The 15,779-nt window shown below is 63.9% G+C and carries 14 protein-coding genes; 8 read left to right on the top strand and 6 right to left on the bottom strand.

The genetic code is table 11. The features are described from left to right. The first annotated feature begins 114 nt into the window (after positions 1-114). The 6 genes from urtB (at position 115) to BRAS3843_RS24690 (ending at position 5,585) form a co-directional block, all read left to right on the top strand. A complete protein-coding gene (urtB, locus tag BRAS3843_RS24720) occupies positions 115-1,041 on the top strand; it encodes an urea ABC transporter permease subunit UrtB (protein ID WP_008971819.1) in 927 nt (308 codons plus the stop codon). Between the two features lie 38 nt (positions 1,042-1,079). Beyond that, positions 1,080-2,216 carry an urea ABC transporter permease subunit UrtC gene (gene urtC, locus BRAS3843_RS24715; protein WP_008971818.1) on the top strand — a complete coding sequence of 379 codons (1,137 nt, stop codon included), beginning with the start codon at positions 1,080-1,082 and terminating at the stop codon, positions 2,214-2,216. Between the two features lie 10 nt (positions 2,217-2,226). Continuing rightward, the gene (urtD, locus tag BRAS3843_RS24710) at positions 2,227-2,982 is read left to right on the top strand and encodes an urea ABC transporter ATP-binding protein UrtD (protein WP_008971817.1); all 756 of its coding nucleotides are present in this window, start codon (positions 2,227-2,229) and stop codon (positions 2,980-2,982) included. Positions 2,983-3,169: 187 nt separating this feature from the next. Then, positions 3,170-3,859: an urea ABC transporter ATP-binding subunit UrtE gene (urtE, locus tag BRAS3843_RS24700; protein WP_008971816.1), complete on the top strand. Its 690-nt coding sequence runs from the start codon at positions 3,170-3,172 to the stop codon at positions 3,857-3,859. Positions 3,860-3,908: 49 nt separating this feature from the next. Beyond that, positions 3,909-5,138, top strand: a complete 1,230-nt coding sequence (gene fmdA / locus BRAS3843_RS24695) for a formamidase (RefSeq protein WP_035982632.1) — start codon at positions 3,909-3,911, stop codon at positions 5,136-5,138. 105 nt (positions 5,139-5,243) lie between these two features. Beyond that, positions 5,244-5,585, top strand: a complete 342-nt coding sequence (locus BRAS3843_RS24690; RefSeq protein ID WP_008971814.1) for a zinc ribbon domain-containing protein — start codon at positions 5,244-5,246, stop codon at positions 5,583-5,585. Between the two features lie 244 nt (positions 5,586-5,829). Here BRAS3843_RS24690 and BRAS3843_RS24685 read toward each other — a convergent pair whose 3' ends face one another. The 4 genes from BRAS3843_RS24685 to BRAS3843_RS24670 all read right to left on the bottom strand — a co-directional run bounded on the left by BRAS3843_RS24685 (position 5,830) and on the right by BRAS3843_RS24670 (position 10,530). After that, a complete protein-coding gene (locus BRAS3843_RS24685) occupies positions 5,830-6,666 on the bottom strand; it encodes an MlaD family protein (RefSeq protein WP_008971813.1) in 837 nt (278 codons plus the stop codon). Positions 6,667-6,761: 95 nt separating this feature from the next. Then, positions 6,762-7,478, bottom strand: coding sequence for a DUF1614 domain-containing protein (locus BRAS3843_RS24680; RefSeq protein ID WP_008971812.1), 717 nt, complete (start codon positions 7,476-7,478; stop codon positions 6,762-6,764). 116 nt (positions 7,479-7,594) lie between these two features. Continuing rightward, positions 7,595-8,164 carry a class GN sortase gene (locus BRAS3843_RS24675; protein WP_008971811.1) on the bottom strand — a complete coding sequence of 190 codons (570 nt, stop codon included), beginning with the start codon at positions 8,162-8,164 and terminating at the stop codon, positions 7,595-7,597. A gap of 101 nt (positions 8,165-8,265) precedes the next feature. Then, positions 8,266-10,530 (bottom strand): marine proteobacterial sortase target protein, encoded by a 2,265-nt coding sequence (locus BRAS3843_RS24670; RefSeq protein WP_008971810.1) that lies wholly within the window; start codon positions 10,528-10,530, stop codon positions 8,266-8,268. Positions 10,531-10,736: 206 nt separating this feature from the next. Between BRAS3843_RS24670 and BRAS3843_RS24665 the strand changes: the two genes are divergently transcribed. After that, positions 10,737-11,507 carry a helix-turn-helix transcriptional regulator gene (locus tag BRAS3843_RS24665; protein ID WP_008971809.1) on the top strand — a complete coding sequence of 257 codons (771 nt, stop codon included), beginning with the start codon at positions 10,737-10,739 and terminating at the stop codon, positions 11,505-11,507. Positions 11,508-11,830: 323 nt separating this feature from the next. On the opposite strand, the gene BRAS3843_RS24660 is transcribed toward BRAS3843_RS24665, so the two are convergent. Together BRAS3843_RS24660 and BRAS3843_RS24655 are read right to left on the bottom strand one after the other, a co-directional pair. Beyond that, positions 11,831-13,063 carry an ABC transporter substrate-binding protein gene (locus BRAS3843_RS24660; RefSeq protein ID WP_008971808.1) on the bottom strand — a complete coding sequence of 411 codons (1,233 nt, stop codon included), beginning with the start codon at positions 13,061-13,063 and terminating at the stop codon, positions 11,831-11,833. A gap of 82 nt (positions 13,064-13,145) precedes the next feature. Beyond that, positions 13,146-14,696: a long-chain fatty acid--CoA ligase gene (locus BRAS3843_RS24655; RefSeq protein ID WP_008971807.1), complete on the bottom strand. Its 1,551-nt coding sequence runs from the start codon at positions 14,694-14,696 to the stop codon at positions 13,146-13,148. A gap of 280 nt (positions 14,697-14,976) precedes the next feature. Between BRAS3843_RS24655 and BRAS3843_RS24650 the strand changes: the two genes are divergently transcribed. Then, a partial coding sequence (locus BRAS3843_RS24650) for an acyl-CoA dehydrogenase family protein (RefSeq protein ID WP_035982631.1) occupies positions 14,977-15,779 on the top strand: 803 nt, incomplete at its 3' end.

The raw sequence follows: 15,779 nt of genomic DNA, 5'->3' as shown, positions 1-15,779 counted from the left end.
CCCTCCCCCACAAGGGGGGAGGGAACGACTGCGGCCGCGGAGACAGCCAGCTGCACGAGCCAAGGGACCTTCCAGCACAGGCAAGCACGGGCTTTTCGCCCGAGAGGACGGATCATGTTCGGTGACTACTCACTCGGCGACCTCGCGGCGATCTTCGCCATGCAGGGCTTTGCGGGGCTCATCCTGTTTTCGGTCTATGTGCTGATGGCGCTGGGCCTTGCCATCATCTTCGGCCAGATGGGCGTCATCAACATGGCGCATGGCGAGTTCATGATCCTGGGCGCCTACGTCACCTGGATGACGTCGAACGCCTTCCAGCAGTTCCTGCCCGCGCTGTTTCCCGGCTATTTCTTCGTCGCGATGACCTTGGCGTTCATCGCATCCGGTGCGCTCGGCATGCTGGTCGAGTGGGCGCTGATCCGCCATCTCTACAAGCGTCCCCTAGATACACTGCTGGCCACCTGGGGCCTCAGCCTGATCCTGCAGCAGACGTATCGTTCTGTGTTCGGTGCGCGCGAGGTCGGCGTCGAACTGCCGGAATGGATGATGGGCTCCTGGCAGGCGACGGACTCGATCCAGATCCCGATCAACGGCATGTTCGTGATGGGCTTGACCATTCTGATCACGATCGTCGTGGCCTATGTGCTGTTCTGGTCGCGCTGGGGCAAGCAGGTCCGCGCGGTCGTGCAGAACCGGGTGATGGCCGGCGCGGTCGGCATCAACACCGAGAAGGTCGACCGCTACACCTTTGGCCTCGGCTGCGGCATTGCCGGCGTCGCAGGCTCGGCCTTCACCATGATCGGCTCGACCGGCCCGACCGCTGGCCAGCTCTATATCGTCGACACCTTCCTGGTCGTGGTGTTCGGCGGCGCCGCCAGCCTGCTCGGCACCATCGCCTCCGCCTTCACGATTTCGCAGACGGATTCGACGCTCGAGTTCTTCATGTCGGGCTCGATGGCCAAGGTGATCACGCTGCTTGCGATCGTCGGGATCCTGATGCTGCGCCCGCAGGGCCTGTTCGCCCTCAAGGTCCGCAAATAGGCGATGCAGGGTTCTGCCCATAACAAGAAAGCACCGTCATGATCATCAACTCGCGCTTTTTCAACCGCTCCGAACTGATTGGCTTCGTCTCGCTGCTGCTCCTGCTCGTGATCATCCTGCCGCTGGCGTTGGATGTGTTCCGCCTCAATCTGGTCGCCAAATATCTCACTTACGCGTTCGTCGCGATCGGGCTCGTGATGTGCTGGGGCTATGGCGGCATCCTGAGCCTAGGGCAGGGCGTGTTCTTCGGTCTCGGCGGCTACTGCATGGCGATGTTCCTGAAGCTTGAGGCGTCGAGTGTCGAGAATACGAAGATCCAGTCGACCCCGGGCATCCCTGACTTCATGGACTGGAATCAGCTCACCGCACTGCCGTTCTTCTGGAAACCATTTCACAGCTTCCCGTTCACGCTCGCCGCGATCATCCTGGTGCCCGGCATCTTCGCCTTGATCGTCGGCGCTGCCATGTTCAAGCGCCGCGTCGGCGGCGTCTACTTCGCCATCATCACCCAGGCGATCGCGGCGATCCTGGGCATCCTGATCATCGGTCAACAAGGCTATACCGGCGGCGTCAACGGCATCACCGATCTGCGCACGCTGCTCGGCTGGGACATCCGCACCGATCACGCCAAATACATCCTGTACTTCGTCGAGGTCGCGCTGCTGTTCGGCTGCATCATCATTGCGCAGTTCATCCGCCTGACCAAGCTCGGGCGCATCCTGGTGGCGATGCGCGAGCAGGAGGACCGTGTCCGCTTCTCCGGTTACAGCGTGGCCAACTTCAAGATCTTCGCGTTCTGCGCCGCGGCGGTGTTCGCCGCGATCGGCGGCGCGATGTTCACGCTCGAGGTCGGCTTCATGTCGCCGTCCTTCGTCGGCATCGTGCCTTCGATCGAGATGGTGATCTACACCGCGGTCGGCGGCCGCATGTCGATCTTCGGTGCCATCTACGGCACCATCCTGGTGAACTTCGCCAAGACAAGCCTCTCCGAGACGTTCCCGCAGCTCTGGCTGTTCGGTCTGGGCGCGCTGTTCATCGCCGTCGTGCTGGCCTTCCCCAACGGCCTCGCGGGCATCTGGGGCGACTACGTGCAACCCCGGATCGACCGTCTGTTGGCGTCACGTGGCCCGAAAGCCGGCAATGGCCTGGTGGCCAACGGCGCCCCCGCAGAGTGAGGAGAGACGAATGCTCATCGGTCATCAGCCCAAGGACTTCCTGCTCGCGGTCGAGGCGCTCACCGTCTCCTTCGACGGCTTCAAGGCGGTCAACGACCTCTCCTTCTATGTCGAGGAGAACGAGATTCGCGTCATCATCGGTCCGAACGGTGCAGGGAAGACCACGGTGCTCGATCTGATCTGCGGCAAGACCAAAGCGACCTCGGGCTCGATTCAATTCCGCGGCAAGGAGCTGACGAGACTCAAGGAGAACGAGATCGTCCAGGCCGGCGTGGGGCGGAAATTCCAGACGCCGTCGGTGTTCGAAGATCTCACCGTGTTCGAGAACCTTGAGATCTCCTATCCGCGCGGCCGCACCGTGTTCGGCTCGCTGACCTTCCAGCGCGACGCGGCGGTCAAGGAGCGCGTCGAGGAGGTCGCCGAGATGATCTTCCTGAAGGATCGCCTCAACACCTACGCTGATGAGCTGAGCCATGGGCAGAAGCAATGGCTCGAGATCGGCATGCTGCTGATCCAGAACCCGGATCTGCTGATGCTCGACGAGCCGGTCGCCGGCATGAGCGTCAGCGAGCGCGCCAAGACCGCCGAGCTGCTCAACCGCATCATCAAGGATCGTTCGGTGCTGGTGATCGAGCACGACATGAAGTTCGTCGAGGACATCGCCCACAAGGTGACCGTGCTGCATCAGGGCCAGATCCTCTCCGAGGGCACCATGGAGAAGGTCAAGACCGACCCGAAGGTGATCGAAGTCTATCTGGGGCATTGAGCATGCGCGTATCGGGCAACGAGTGCGCGGCATCGGCGGTGCGCTCCCTCCCCCCTTGCGGGGGAGGGTTGGGGAGGGGGGTGCTCCAAGCGACACTGCCGCCGTGGACCCCCATCCCCGACCCGTCCCCGCAAGGGGGAGGGGAGAACAACCAGCTCGCCGAAGTATCGAACAAGGAGCAGGTGTGATGCTCGCTATCTCCGATCTCCATGTCGCCTACGGCCAGAGCGAAGTGCTGCATGGCCTCAACGTCAAGGTCGCGCCGAACGAGATCGTCGCGATCATGGGCCGCAACGGCATGGGCAAGACCACGCTGATGAAGTCGCTGATGGGCATCCTGCCGGCGAAAAGCGGCTCGATCGATATGAGTGGCACCGAACTGTCGGGCCTGAAGAGTTATGAGCGCGTAGCCAAGGGCCTCGCTTATGTGCCGCAGGGCCGCATGATCTTCTCCACCATGACGGTGAAGGAGAACATCGAAGCCGGTCTCGTCGTCTCCGGTGAATCAGAAGTGCCCGGCGACATCTATGAGCTGTTCCCGGTGCTTCTGGAGATGAAGGATCGGCGCGGCGGCAATCTCTCCGGTGGACAGCAGCAGCAGCTCGCGATCGCGCGTGCGCTTGCGACCAAACCCAAAGTGCTGCTGCTCGACGAGCCGACGGAAGGCATTCAGCCTTCGATCATCAAGGAGATGGCGCGGACCCTGAAGCGCATCCGCGATCAGAAGGGGCTGTCGATCGTCGTCTCCGAGCAGGTCCTGAGCTTCGCGCTCGAGATCGCCGACCGCGTGCTGGTGATCGAAAACGGCGAGATCGTGCGTGACGATCCGCGTGACTCGGTCGATGCCGCACAGGTCTCGAAATATCTGTCCGTCTAACCACTCCGTCCAAGCAGCAGTCAAGGCGAGTAACAAAGGGGAGCATTTGATGCCAGAGACACTGATCAAGGTCGATCTCACCAAATCGGCCTATGAGAACGACATGGTGCACAACCGCTGGCACCCGGACATTCCGATGGTGGCCTGGGTCAAGCCCGGCGACGATTTCATCATCGAGACCTATGACTGGACCGGCGGCTTCATCAAGAACAACGACTCTGCCGACGACGTGCGCGACATCGATCTCTCGATCGTGCACTTCCTGTCGGGGCCGATCGGCGTCAAGGGCGCCGAGCCCGGCGACCTCCTGGTGGTCGACCTGCTCGACGTCGGTCCGCTGAAGGAGAGCCTGTGGGGCTTCAACGGCTTCTTCTCCAAGCAGAATGGCGGCGGTTTCCTGACCGATCACTTCCCGCTGGCACAGAAGTCGATCTGGGACATCAAGGGTCTCTACACCTCCTCGCGCCATGTGCCCGGCGTGAATTTCGCCGGCCTGATCCATCCCGGCCTGATCGGCTGTCTGCCCGATCCGAAGCTGCTGGCGACCTGGAACGAGCGCGAGACGGCGCTGATCGCGACCAATCCGACGCGGGTGCCCGGTCTCGCCAATCCGCCGTTTGCGGCGACGGCTCACGCCGGACAGGCCAAGGGTGATGCCAAGGCGAAAGTCGGTGCCGAGGGCGCCCGCACCGTGCCGCCGCGCGAGCATGGCGGCAATTGCGACATCAAGGACCTGTCGCGCGGCTCGAAGATCTACTTCCCGGTCTATGTGCCCGGCGGCGGCCTCTCGATGGGCGATCTGCACTTCAGCCAGGGCGATGGCGAGATCACCTTCTGCGGCGCCATCGAGATGGCCGGCTGGCTGCACCTGAAGGTCGATGTCATCAAGGACGGCGTATCGAAATACGGCATCAAGAACCCGATCTTCAAGCCGTCGCCGATTACGCCGAACTACAAGGATTACCTGATCTTCGAAGGCATCTCGGTCGACGAGGCCGGCAAGCAGCATTATCTCGATGTGCACATCGCCTATCGCCAGGCCTGCCTGAACGCGATCGAGTACCTCAAGAAGTTCGGCTATTCCGGCGCCCAGGCCTATTCGATCCTCGGCACTGCGCCGGTGCAGGGCCACATCTCGGGCGTGGTCGACGTGCCCAATGCCTGCGCCACGCTATGGCTGCCGACCGAGATCTTCGATTTCGACGTGATGCCGTCGGCGGCCGGTCCGGTGAAGCACATCACCGGCGACATCCAGATGCCGATCTCTCCGGATAAATGAGTTCTCCTCCCTGGCGACTGGGATGCGGGACGGCATGGTCTCGCCGCCCCGCATTCGCTCCCGGTGAGCTTGTGAGCTGAACACGAATAATGCGAGACAATCACGATGCCGGTCTATGAATATCTCTGCGACGCCTGCGGTCCCTTCACCCATATGCGTCCGATGTCGGAATGTGATGATCCCCAGGCCTGTCCGCAATGTGCAGATATGGCTCCGCGCGTGATCCTCACCGCGCCGAATTTCGCCTGCATGCCGGCGGACCGGCGCACGGCCTTCGCGACCAATGAGCGCAGCCGGCACGCGCCGCAGACGGTCGCCGAATACAAAGCCAAGCATAGCCCGGGCTGCGGCTGCTGCTCGCCGAAAAAGCCACCGCGGCTGATGACGAAGTCGAAGAACGGCGCAAAAGGGTTTCCGACCGCAAGACCGTGGATGATCAGCCATTGAGGTACGACGTTTATCTCAGACCAGCGGTGTTGATGAGACCTGCAGACAGCACGACAAACTCCGCTGTCGTCCCCGCGAACGCGGGGACCCATAACCACAATCGGGTATTGTGGGGCGAGCTGTAGCTCCGGCGTGCCGCCACATGGTGAGCTGGGAGTATGGGTCCCGGGTCGGCGCCCGACAACGCTGCGCGTTGCCAGGCTTGCCCGGGACGACGTCGGAATGAGGAGGGCGATTGTGCCTGCTACCTCGCCGCCGGCACTCGCCGTGGTGCCGATGCGGGCGCTGGCGCCGCGGCCGGGCCGCCCAATTTCGCGCTCATCGCATTGGCGCCGTCGCTGACGTCGAGCAGGGTCTTCCGGCTGTCCTCGATCACCTTTGCTGACTTTTGCCGAAAGTCCTGGGCGAACTCGCGGAGCGACCTCAGCCTGTCGAGCAGATCGTGCGCATCCCCGTGGCCGAAGCCGGGGATCGCCTCATCGATCCGGGTCACGACCTTGTCGAACCCCTTGAAAGCGTCCTCCGCCTGGTCGATGGCGGCGTCGATCGCGTCGCTCTTGTCCTTCAGTGAGGCGGTCTCGGACTCGAATGTCTGTAGTGCGTCCTTCACGATCGGCGCGTTGCTGACGATGAACTTGTCGACATTGTGCACCGTCTCGACCATCGTCTCCTGATCCTTCAGGTCGGCGGTCAGAACCGGGACGCCGTCCTTGTCCAGCGGCACGAGCGGTGCGGTTGGGGCACCGCCGACCAGCGAGATGGCCGCGATCCCGGTCAGTCCCTGGAATTCGATGCCGGCGGTGGTGTCCTTGCGGATCGGCGCGCTCTTGTCGAGCGTCACCAGCGCCACGATCTTGCGCGGGCTCTCCAAGGTCACCGACAGGATCTGGCCGGCCAGAACGCCGTCGAAATTGACTGGGCCGCCCTTGCGCAAGCCGGCCGCCGAGCCGCCGTCGAACACCACGCGCAGTGGACTGCGTTGCTGGGCGACGCGCAGCTTCTGCGTGATCAGCGTGCCGCCGATGCCGGCGGCGACGGCCGCAAGCGTCAGGGTGCCGATGACAAGATTGGTTGCGCGCATGGTGAGCCTGAGATCGCCGGCCAGTTACTGCCGAATGACGTCGCGGCGATTTTAGCGTCCAACCGCGATGGTGGAAAGGCCGCCGCGATCACGCTTCATCGTGCGAGCCCCGGTCGCGACGGCGCCGCGATGCCGGCGAGCAGCACCGCCAGGATGCCGGTCAGGAAAACGCCGTCGAAGGTTCCGGCGCCGCCGATCGAGGCCACCGGCGCGCCGAGGCTGCCGATCTTGTCGAGATTCATCAGGTCGGCGCCGATCAGCGTTCCCATCGAGCCGCCGATATAGGCGAGCGGCGCGGCATATTCGCGCGACAACAGGAAGGCGAGGATCGCAGTGACGACCACGGGGGCGAACACTGGCACGGCAATGCCGACGCCGCGCACCGGCGTTGCCATCGCATGGATGATGATGGCGATCGCAACCACGGCGATGGCCGCGCGCAGCCAGAGCTGATAGCGCAGCACGAGGTAAGTCGACATGATGGTCGGGATCACCGCGCCGCCGACATTGACGGCGAGCACCGTGCCCGGCCACTGATGCACCAGCGGCACCACATATTGCATCCCGAAGAAATCGATGATCTCGCCGGACCGCACCTCCTGGGCCGGAAGAACGGTGATCGGGATGTTGAAATAGCTGCCGACCAGCGAGCCGAACAACAGCAGCATCGCCGTGCCCGAGCTGACGCCGAGCTTCATATAGGCATAGCGCAGGATGCGTAGCTGGATCAGGATGATGAGAACGACGAATATGAGCACCAGGACTGCAAATAGTCCGGGCGTGATCGGTAGATATTGAGCCTGGGAATGCATGAGCTTGGACTTTTGTCACCCTGATACGGCGCGCGCGGGCCAGCATCTCACGCCGCCCGCGGGATGACAAATGCGAATATCGGTGTTCCTTCCAGGCTGTGGCCGCTCGCTGCCGGTCACGAGCCCGAGGCGATCATGGTCGCATGCAGCAAATAGCGCTCCGGTCCTGATGTGATCGAGTCGAACGGCCAGCAGGTCGCCAGGATCAGTTCGTAGTCGTTGCTCGCAGCGTCGATGCCGCCAGCATCGAATCGAACGATCTCCGTCGCATCCGCCCGGTAGCGAAAAATCTTGCCGTCGCGACGCGTCACCTCGATCTCGTCGCCAATTTTCACCTCGCGCAGGAAACGAAAATGGGTGTCGCGGTGCGCGGCATAGAGCGCCACGCCCCGCTCGCCGGGCTCCGCGCTGAGTTCGACGTGCCCCGGACCGAAGGCCAGCGCCTGGCCGCTCGAACCTGCAAGCGCGATCGCGCTGGCGTGGATGCGCTTCACCTCGATCCGCGCCACCGGGTAGGTGTCCGCCCAGGACCACGGTTTGACCACCTTTCCCGTGGCGATGGTCTCGGCGAAGGCGCGCTCCAACAGGATCTGCGCGAGCGATGCCTTGGCGTGGATATATGCGCCGTGGCCGAACAGCATTGCGCCAGTCACGGCGAAAACGAGAGGGACGATTAGGCGGGGCATGGGGAGTTCTCTTGCTGTCATTCCGGGGCGATGCGAAGCATCGAACCCGGAATCTCGAGATTCCGGGTCTGGTGCTAGCGCACCAGCCCGGAATGACGGCGTTAGCGGAATGCTGGTCGCCGCCGACCCATCGCGCAGCCGACCAGGCCCAGCATCAGCAGCCCCGCGCCAAGCATCATGCTGAGCTCCGCATCGGTGGCCGTCTTCGGCAGCGTGATCGTGTTCGGAGACGGTGGCACGACCGGACGCTTGAGCGCCGCAACCCGCAAACGGCCCTCGTCTTGTGCGCGACGTTCGACCGGTGCGGCTGGCGTGCGCATGCGCTCGCCGAACACCTTCTCGAAATCCCAGCCGGCCGGAAGGTTGATCGGCAACTCGCTCAGCTTCAATGGCTCGCCCGCAGGCCGGCGCGGCGTCTGATCGACCGCAACGAGGCTGGTCAGGCGCGTCACGAGCTGATGCTCCAGCGCCAGTTTGAGGATGGCCTTGTCGGCCTCGTCAGGCGTGATCTGCCGCATGGTCCGCGCGACTTCCGCATCGCTGATCTTGCGCCGCGCCCACAGCTTCGACAGGCCCTTGCCCTCGGCGGCATTGGCGAGCGGCAGCGTGACGGTCCACGGACGGTCGCCGATCCGGCCCTTGATTCGCAGGGAGCCTTCCAGCTTGTCGAGCTTCGCGGCCAGCACCAGCGGCTCGTCGCGATACACGTCGGGAATGATCGCCGGCGTGACATCGGCAGAGGCGTCCGAGAAGCTCGCGGTGAGACCAGTGACGGCCGGATTTTCCAGCTTCGCGAACAGGCCGCGCATGCGTTCCTCGACCTGCTCGACCGAGCCGATATGGGTGAAGGCGCCGCGGCCAAGCTCCGCGGCGCGGGTCATCAGATAGGTGTTCGGCGCCGAGCCGATGCCGACCATGAAGATCCGCGAGCGGCCGCGCATCGCCGTGATCGTCTCGAACAATTGCTGCTCATTGCCGATGGCGCCGTCGGTCAGGAACACGACCTGGCGCACATGATCGGCCTCGCTGCTTTCGTCGGTCAGCGCGGCGCGCATCGCCGGCACCATCTCGGTGCCGCCGCGCGCCTCGAGCCCACTCACGAAGCCCGTGGCGCTGCCGACATGCTCGGCGTCAGCTGGCACCGCAGAAGGGAACAGGACGGTCATCGTGTCGTCGAACCGGATCACGTTGAAGCGATCGGTGGGCTGCAGCCGACCGAGCGCATAGAGCAGGCTGGCCTTGGCCTGCTGGATCGAGGTGCCGCCCATCGAGCCGGAATTGTCGATCACGAAAATAACGTCACGCGGCAGCGGCTGTTGTGCGGCCGGCGCCACCGCCGGTGGTGTGACGAAGGCGAGCAGATAGTCGGCATCGCCGACATGCTCGCGGAACAGGCCGACCGAAGGTGTCGTCTCGTCGGAAGGTTTCCAGGTCAGCTCGAAGTCGCGATCGGCCGGCACCACGCCGTCGGCGAGCGTCACCACGCGCGTGGTCGCATCCGGGCTCTCGATCTTGACCTGATGATGGTGGCTCTTCACCTCGCCGAGCACAAAGCCGGCCTGCAGGCGCACGGTGATCCGTGTCGGATTGACCGGCGCGTTCTCCGCGGGGTCGAGCGCCGGCGGCGAGATGCGGTCGCGGTCCGGTACGGGATCATTGCTGGCCGCGCCCCAGCCGTTGCCGCCTGGACGCAGCTCGACGCTCTGCACGATCGGCGCCGGATTGTAGCGCGGTCCGACCACGAGTGGCACGCGCAGCGAGAACTCGTTGCCGTTCTGCGCCACCGGCTCCTGGTATTCGATCTGCACCAGCACGGTCTCACCCGGACCGATATTGGCGACCGAATTGGTGAAGATGTTCGGTCGCTCCTGCTCGGTCAGCGCAGCTGTCTTGCCGTCGCGCTTGGCCTGCTCGTAGATGACCTTGGCTTGTTCGCGCTCCTTGATGTTGCCGACCACGACGCGGTCGCCGACCACCATCTTCAAGGTATCGACCGCGCTGCCCGCCGGCAGCGGGTAGACGTAGATCGCTTCCATCCAATGGTCAGTCGGATTGCGGAACAGCTGGGTGATGCGGGCGCGCGCGGTCGGCCCGGACACCGTGATGTCGACATCGATGCCGAGCCGCGGCGCGTCGCTGTAGCCGTCATCGGTCTTGAACAGGAGCGAGCCGGAGCGGGCATCGCCGGGCTTTGACAGCGGGGCGATGGGGCCCTCCGCCGACCATCCCGGCGTGAAGCTCAGGAACAGGGCCGTCAGGCCGACCAGCAGCACGGCTGCGGCCTGCACCAGCAGAAACAGCAGCACCGTCCCGATCTGCCGCAGGACCGACCTGCTAGGCATGTCGCCATCGATTGTGTCATTCATCGTCATCTCTCGCTCCCGCACGAAATGGTTTCGTGGGCGCAAGCCTGTGCGGAAGCCTGCCTTGCTGCGAGCAGAATGATCGGTCTTGTTTGGCCGCGGTCCGTCCCGGTCCGTCTGATATGGACCTGGCGGCCGACGGCTTTGTGCGGGTTTGTCCGGGAATGTGCGTCTGCTACAAAGGACCGCGCCGCGCAGCAGAGGGCAGGATGTCGATACCCGAGAGCGAACTATCCGACGAACAGAGCCGGCAGGTGGCAGACCTGATTCGCGAGGAGATCGCACGCCGGCGCATGTCGCGCCAGGGGCTGGCCGAGCAGGCCAAGATCAGCCTCTCCACGCTCGAGAAGGCGCTTGGCGGACGGCGTCCGTTCACGTTGGCCACGATCGTCCGGCTCGAGCAGGCGCTCGGCGTCGCCTTACGCAAGGCGCCGAGCGCGCCGCCCGCAGTGCCGCCCGCGGAAAACGGCATCGCGCCGGACAGCCTCGGCTCCTATTCGCGCCGCGCAGTCGAATGGATCGAAGGCACCTATGTGACCTTGCGGCCATCGTTCGGCGACACGGAGGCGATCTACGCCTATCGGACCGATATCGCCTGGGACGAGGCGGCGTCATCACTGCTGTTTCGCGAAGCCGCCCGGCTGGATGCTGCGTTCACGCAGTTCGGCGAGGTTGCGGTGCCGAACCAGTCCGGCTTCATCTATCTCGTCACCAACCGTCACGGCCAGCACCGGCTGATCACGGTGTCACGCCCGACCATCACCGGCGAGATGTATGGGATCATCACGACCCTGCTGGCCGGGCGGGGCTCGCTGCTGACGCCGATTGCAGCGCCGATCGCGCTGCTGCCGCTTCGCAATGTGCCCGAGCCGAATTTGGGCCGGGTTGCCCCTATCGATCCGAACTATGCGCTCTATCGCGAGCATCTGCGCAAGACAGTCGAGGAGCCGTTCGCATTGTTCATGCCGGGCGTCTCGTGATTGTGTAATCTGTGACAACCATTAGACTCATCATCGCGGCGCTTGAAGATCGGAACAGGAAGTGCGGTGCGTATGAATGTGCCCTCTCCCCTTGCGGGAGAGGGCGTGTAGGAAAGCCCGACAAGCTCGGTCGGGTGAGGGGTACGCCTCCATGCGCGTCGTTCGCGGATAGAAACCCCTCACCCGATCGAGCGCGTTGATGGGCCGGAGATGCCCTCTCCCGCAAGGGGAGAGGGCGCTGTATCGCACTGTTATCCGACCGGAAGGCCGCACCGGAGTAGCGGACGACGACCGCGGTGGGCTCACCAGCAGCGTGTTCTTCCCTAGCCGCCCACCTCGGCGCTGATGATGTCGCCGAAGAAGTCCCACTTGCCGTTCTTGAACTGCATCATCCGGAGCTGTTCGATCGGCGCGAAATCGTTGGGACCGGTCGTGATGGTGACGCCTGGAATCAGCGTATCAGGCGCGAAATTCTTCAGGCTGGCGGCCTGCTTCATCACGTTCTCGCGCGTCAGGTCGTCGCCGCACTGTTTCAGCACCTGGACCATGGTCTGGGCCGCGGCGTAGCCATAGGGGATGTTGGAATCGGAAATGTTGGCGCCGGGCATGTATTTGTCGACGAAGGCCATGAACTTCTTCATGCCCTCGTCGTCCTTCCACTGCGGATCCGATGCATCCTTCAGATATTGCGCCGACAGCACGCCTTCGGACGCTTCGAGCCCCGCCGGCTTCATCACCGCGCCGATCGAGATCGACACGTCGGTCATGATCTGCATCGGCTTCCATTCGAGCTCGGCGATCTTCTTGATCGCCTGCGCCGCGAATTTCGGCGTCGAGATGTTCACGAAGACGTCGGCACCGGTGCCCTTGAGCTTGACGATGTGGGAATCGATCGAGGGCTCGGTGGTCTCGTAGCTCTCTTCCGCGACGATCAGGCTCTTGGCCTTGTCGCCGAACACTTCCTTGATGCCGGCGAGGTAGTCCTTGCCGAAATCGTCATTGGCATAGAAGATCGCGACCTTCGCGTCCGGCTTGGCCTTCAGGATGTATTTGGCGAAGATCCGCGCCTCCACCCGGTAGCTCGGCTGAAAGCCCATGGTCCAGGGGAAATCCTTCGGGTCGTTCCACTTGCTGGCGCCGGTGGCGAGGAAGAGCTGCGGCACCTTCTTGGCGTTATGATATTTCTGCACGGCGGTCTGGGTCGGCGTGCCCAGCGCATTGAACACCAGGAACACCTCGTCGCTCTCGATCAGCTTGCGGATCTGCTCAACGGTTTTCGGCGGACTGTAGCCGTCGTCATAGGAGACGAAGTTGATCTTGCGCCCGTTGATGCCGCCCTGGTCGTTGATCATCTTGAAATAGGCGTCCTCGGTCTTGCCGATCACGCCATAGGCCGACGCCGGGCCGCTATAGGCTTCGACATTTCCGATCTTGATCTCGGTGTCGGTCACACCCGGATCATATTTCTTCTGCGCAAGCGCAGCGTGGCTCGCGAGCACCGTGAACGCAGCTGCGGCTGCAAACGAGAGCAGAGTCCTGGCAGTGTTGGACGGCATTCCCTGGGCTTCCTCTTCTAATGATCGTTATCTTTTGATGATCGTCATATCAGCAAGCGGAGCGTCTGCTCCGTATGCAAGCTCATGATGCCTTCTGCACCAGATCGATGGCGGATGCGGTCGAGAAGGTCTTGCGCAAGGTCGGCTTATGGATCTTGCCGGTCGCGTTGCGCGGCAATGCATCGACAAAGCGGATGATTCGCGGGCATTTGAAGCGGGCGAGATTGGCCTGGCAGTGCGCGTGAACCTCGGCCTCGCTCAACGTGCGGCCGGCTTTCACCGCGACGATCGCCATCCCGGTCTCTCCCCACTGCGGATCGGCAATGCCGATCACGGCGGCCTCGGCCACGGCGCCGAGCTGATGCAGCACGTTTTCGACCTCGGCGGGATAGACGTTCTCGCCGCCCGAGATGTACATATCCTTCCAGCGGTCGACGATGTAGTAGAAGCCGTCCTCGTCAATCCGGGTGGCGTCGCCGGTGTGCAGCCAGCCGTCGGTGAAGGATGATCGATTTGCATCGGGCCGGTTCCAGTAGCCGGGCGTCACGTTGGGACCGCGCACCCACAATTCGCCGAGCTCGCCGATCGCGGCATCGCTGCCGTCAGGCCGCACGATCCGCACCTCCGTGTGCAGCACCGGCTTGCCGGCTGAGCCCGCCTTCCGCGCGGCGTCCTCACGGTCGAGCGCGAGCACCGCAGGCGAGGTCTCCGTCATGCCGTAACCCTGCTGCAGCGCCACGCCGCGGGCTTCCCAGGTGTTGAGCAGCGGCACCGGCATCGGCGCGCCACCGACGCCCCCGATGACAAGGCGGCTGAAATCGGCGGCCTCGAACGCGGGGTGCTGCGCCAAGAACTGATAGATCGAGGGCACGCCGAAGAAGACGTTGATGCCGACAGCCGGATCGCTGATCAGCTGCAACGTCAGACCGGGATCGAAGGCGCGCATGATCATGACCGTGCCGCCGGCGTGAAGCACCGGGTTGGTGTAGCAATTGAGTCCGCCGGTGTGGAACAGCGGCAGCACCGTCAGCAGCACGGAGGAGGGCGTGATGTAGGCGATGCCGCCGAGATTGACGCAATTGTAGAACGTCATGCCGTGGGTGATCGTCGCACCCTTCGGCTGGCCGGTCGTGCCCGAGGTGTACATGATAGTGGAGACGTCATCGAGCGTGACCGGCTCGACGTCCGTCAGTGGCGCGGCCGATGCGATCGCCTGCTCATAGGACTGGCCGGCACCATAGCGGAGCGTGCTTGTGACGTTGCAGAGCTGGCTGACCGCAAGGGCGATCTCGGCCAGATCATCGTCGTGGATCATGACACGAGGTGCGGCATCGCCGACGATGAACTGCAGCTCCGGCACCGTGAGGCGGGTGTTCAGCGGCACGAAGATCGCGCCCAGCCGGAAGCAGGCGAACTGGACGTCCAGCGTGTCGGTCGCGTTCAGCGCCAGAACCGCGACGCGGTCGCCTTTGCCGACGCCGAGCTGCGCACGCAGATGGCCGGCAAGGCGCGCGACGCGGGCGTCGAACTCGGCATAGGTGAACCGCCTGTTGCTGCCGAGATCGACCATCGCCGTCTTGGCCGGAGTGCGCCGTGCATGGTGCGCAACCCAGTCGTAATACCGTACTGGCACCTGGTTCCCTCCCTCGCATCCTGCGGTCTTTACGCCGCTTCGTCCCTGCTGTTCTTGTGCGCTGCGTCCTCGCGATCTGGCCCCGAGGTGCCGGATGCCGAGCTGCGCCGCTCCTGCCGGAAGTGGGGCGGTGCGGACGGCAATTTGTCTTGCGTTCAGTTGCTGATGCGCGCCTGCTCGGGGAGCAGACATGAGTGCGTTTGGCGGTCAGCGCCTCCACGCAAGTGGAGGACGCGCCTTCCGGCCATTCTGTTGCGCGACGCAGCGTGGAATCGCCCGCATGAAGAATCCGTTCTATACGGCCGAGCACGAGGCCTTTCGCGAGGTGGTCAGGCGCTTCGTCGACAGGGAGATCGCGCCTTTCGCCACAGCCTGGGACGAGGCCGGCGAATTTCCACGCGCGCTCTATGGGAAGGCCGCCGAGATCGGCCTGCTCGGGCTCGGCTTTCCCGAACAATTCGGCGGCGTGCCGGCCGATCAGTTCATGAAGATCGTGGCGTCGCAGGAGCTGGCGCGCGCCGGAAGCGGCGGCGTCAGCGCCAGCCTGATGAGCCACACGATCGGCGCGCCGCCGATCGCGCGCGCGGCGCGTCCCGACATCAAAGCCCGCGTGCTGCCGGAGATTCTGTCGGGCCGGAAAATCTCCGCACTCGCCATCACCGAGCCCAGCGGAGGCTCCGACGTCGCCCGTCTCCGCACCAAGGCGCGCCGCAACGGCGATCACTACGTCGTTAGCGGCGAGAAGACCTTCATCACCTCCGGCATGCGCGCCGACTATCTGACGGTTGCGGTGCGCACCGGTGGTGACGGCGCCTCCGGTGTCAGCCTGCTGCTGATTCCCGGGGATGCGGCCGGGCTCACGCGCACCAAGCTCGACAAGATGGGCTGGTGGGCGTCGGACACTGCGACGCTGCATTTCGACGACTGCCGCGTGCCCGCGGAGAATCTGATCGGCGAGGAGGGCGAGGGCTTCAAGCTGATCATGCAGAATTTCAACAGCGAGCGGATGGGAATGGCGGCGAGCTGCACGGCCTTTGCCCGTGTCTGCCTCGACGAGGCGATCGGCTATGCTAAGGAGCGGCA

This window comes from Bradyrhizobium sp. STM 3843, from assembly GCF_000239815.1.
Taxonomy (GTDB): Bacteria; Pseudomonadota; Alphaproteobacteria; order Rhizobiales; family Xanthobacteraceae; genus Bradyrhizobium.
The sequence above is the reverse complement of the archived record's forward strand: the minus strand, read 5'-3'. Positions and strand labels throughout refer to the sequence as shown.

Excerpts from the sequence above, each read along its gene's own strand:
- fmdA (WP_035982632.1), top strand. The coding sequence starts at position 3,909 with ATGCCAGAGACACTGATCAAGGTCGATCTCACCAAATCGGCCTATGAG.
- urtC (WP_008971818.1), top strand. The coding sequence starts at position 1,080 with ATGATCATCAACTCGCGCTTTTTCAACCGCTCCGAACTGATTGGCTTC.
- BRAS3843_RS24665 (WP_008971809.1), top strand. The coding sequence starts at position 10,737 with ATGTCGATACCCGAGAGCGAACTATCCGACGAACAGAGCCGGCAGGTG.
- urtD (WP_008971817.1), top strand. The coding sequence starts at position 2,227 with ATGCTCATCGGTCATCAGCCCAAGGACTTCCTGCTCGCGGTCGAGGCG.
- BRAS3843_RS24675 (WP_008971811.1), bottom strand. The coding sequence starts at position 8,164 with ATGCCCCGCCTAATCGTCCCTCTCGTTTTCGCCGTGACTGGCGCAATG.
- BRAS3843_RS24680 (WP_008971812.1), bottom strand. The coding sequence starts at position 7,478 with ATGCATTCCCAGGCTCAATATCTACCGATCACGCCCGGACTATTTGCA.
- BRAS3843_RS24660 (WP_008971808.1), bottom strand. The coding sequence starts at position 13,063 with ATGCCGTCCAACACTGCCAGGACTCTGCTCTCGTTTGCAGCCGCAGCT.
- urtB (WP_008971819.1), top strand. The coding sequence starts at position 115 with ATGTTCGGTGACTACTCACTCGGCGACCTCGCGGCGATCTTCGCCATG.
- BRAS3843_RS24670 (WP_008971810.1), bottom strand. The coding sequence starts at position 10,530 with ATGAATGACACAATCGATGGCGACATGCCTAGCAGGTCGGTCCTGCGG.
- BRAS3843_RS24690 (WP_008971814.1), top strand. The coding sequence starts at position 5,244 with ATGCCGGTCTATGAATATCTCTGCGACGCCTGCGGTCCCTTCACCCAT.
- BRAS3843_RS24685 (WP_008971813.1), bottom strand. The coding sequence starts at position 6,666 with ATGCGCGCAACCAATCTTGTCATCGGCACCCTGACGCTTGCGGCCGTC.
- urtE (WP_008971816.1), top strand. The coding sequence starts at position 3,170 with ATGCTCGCTATCTCCGATCTCCATGTCGCCTACGGCCAGAGCGAAGTG.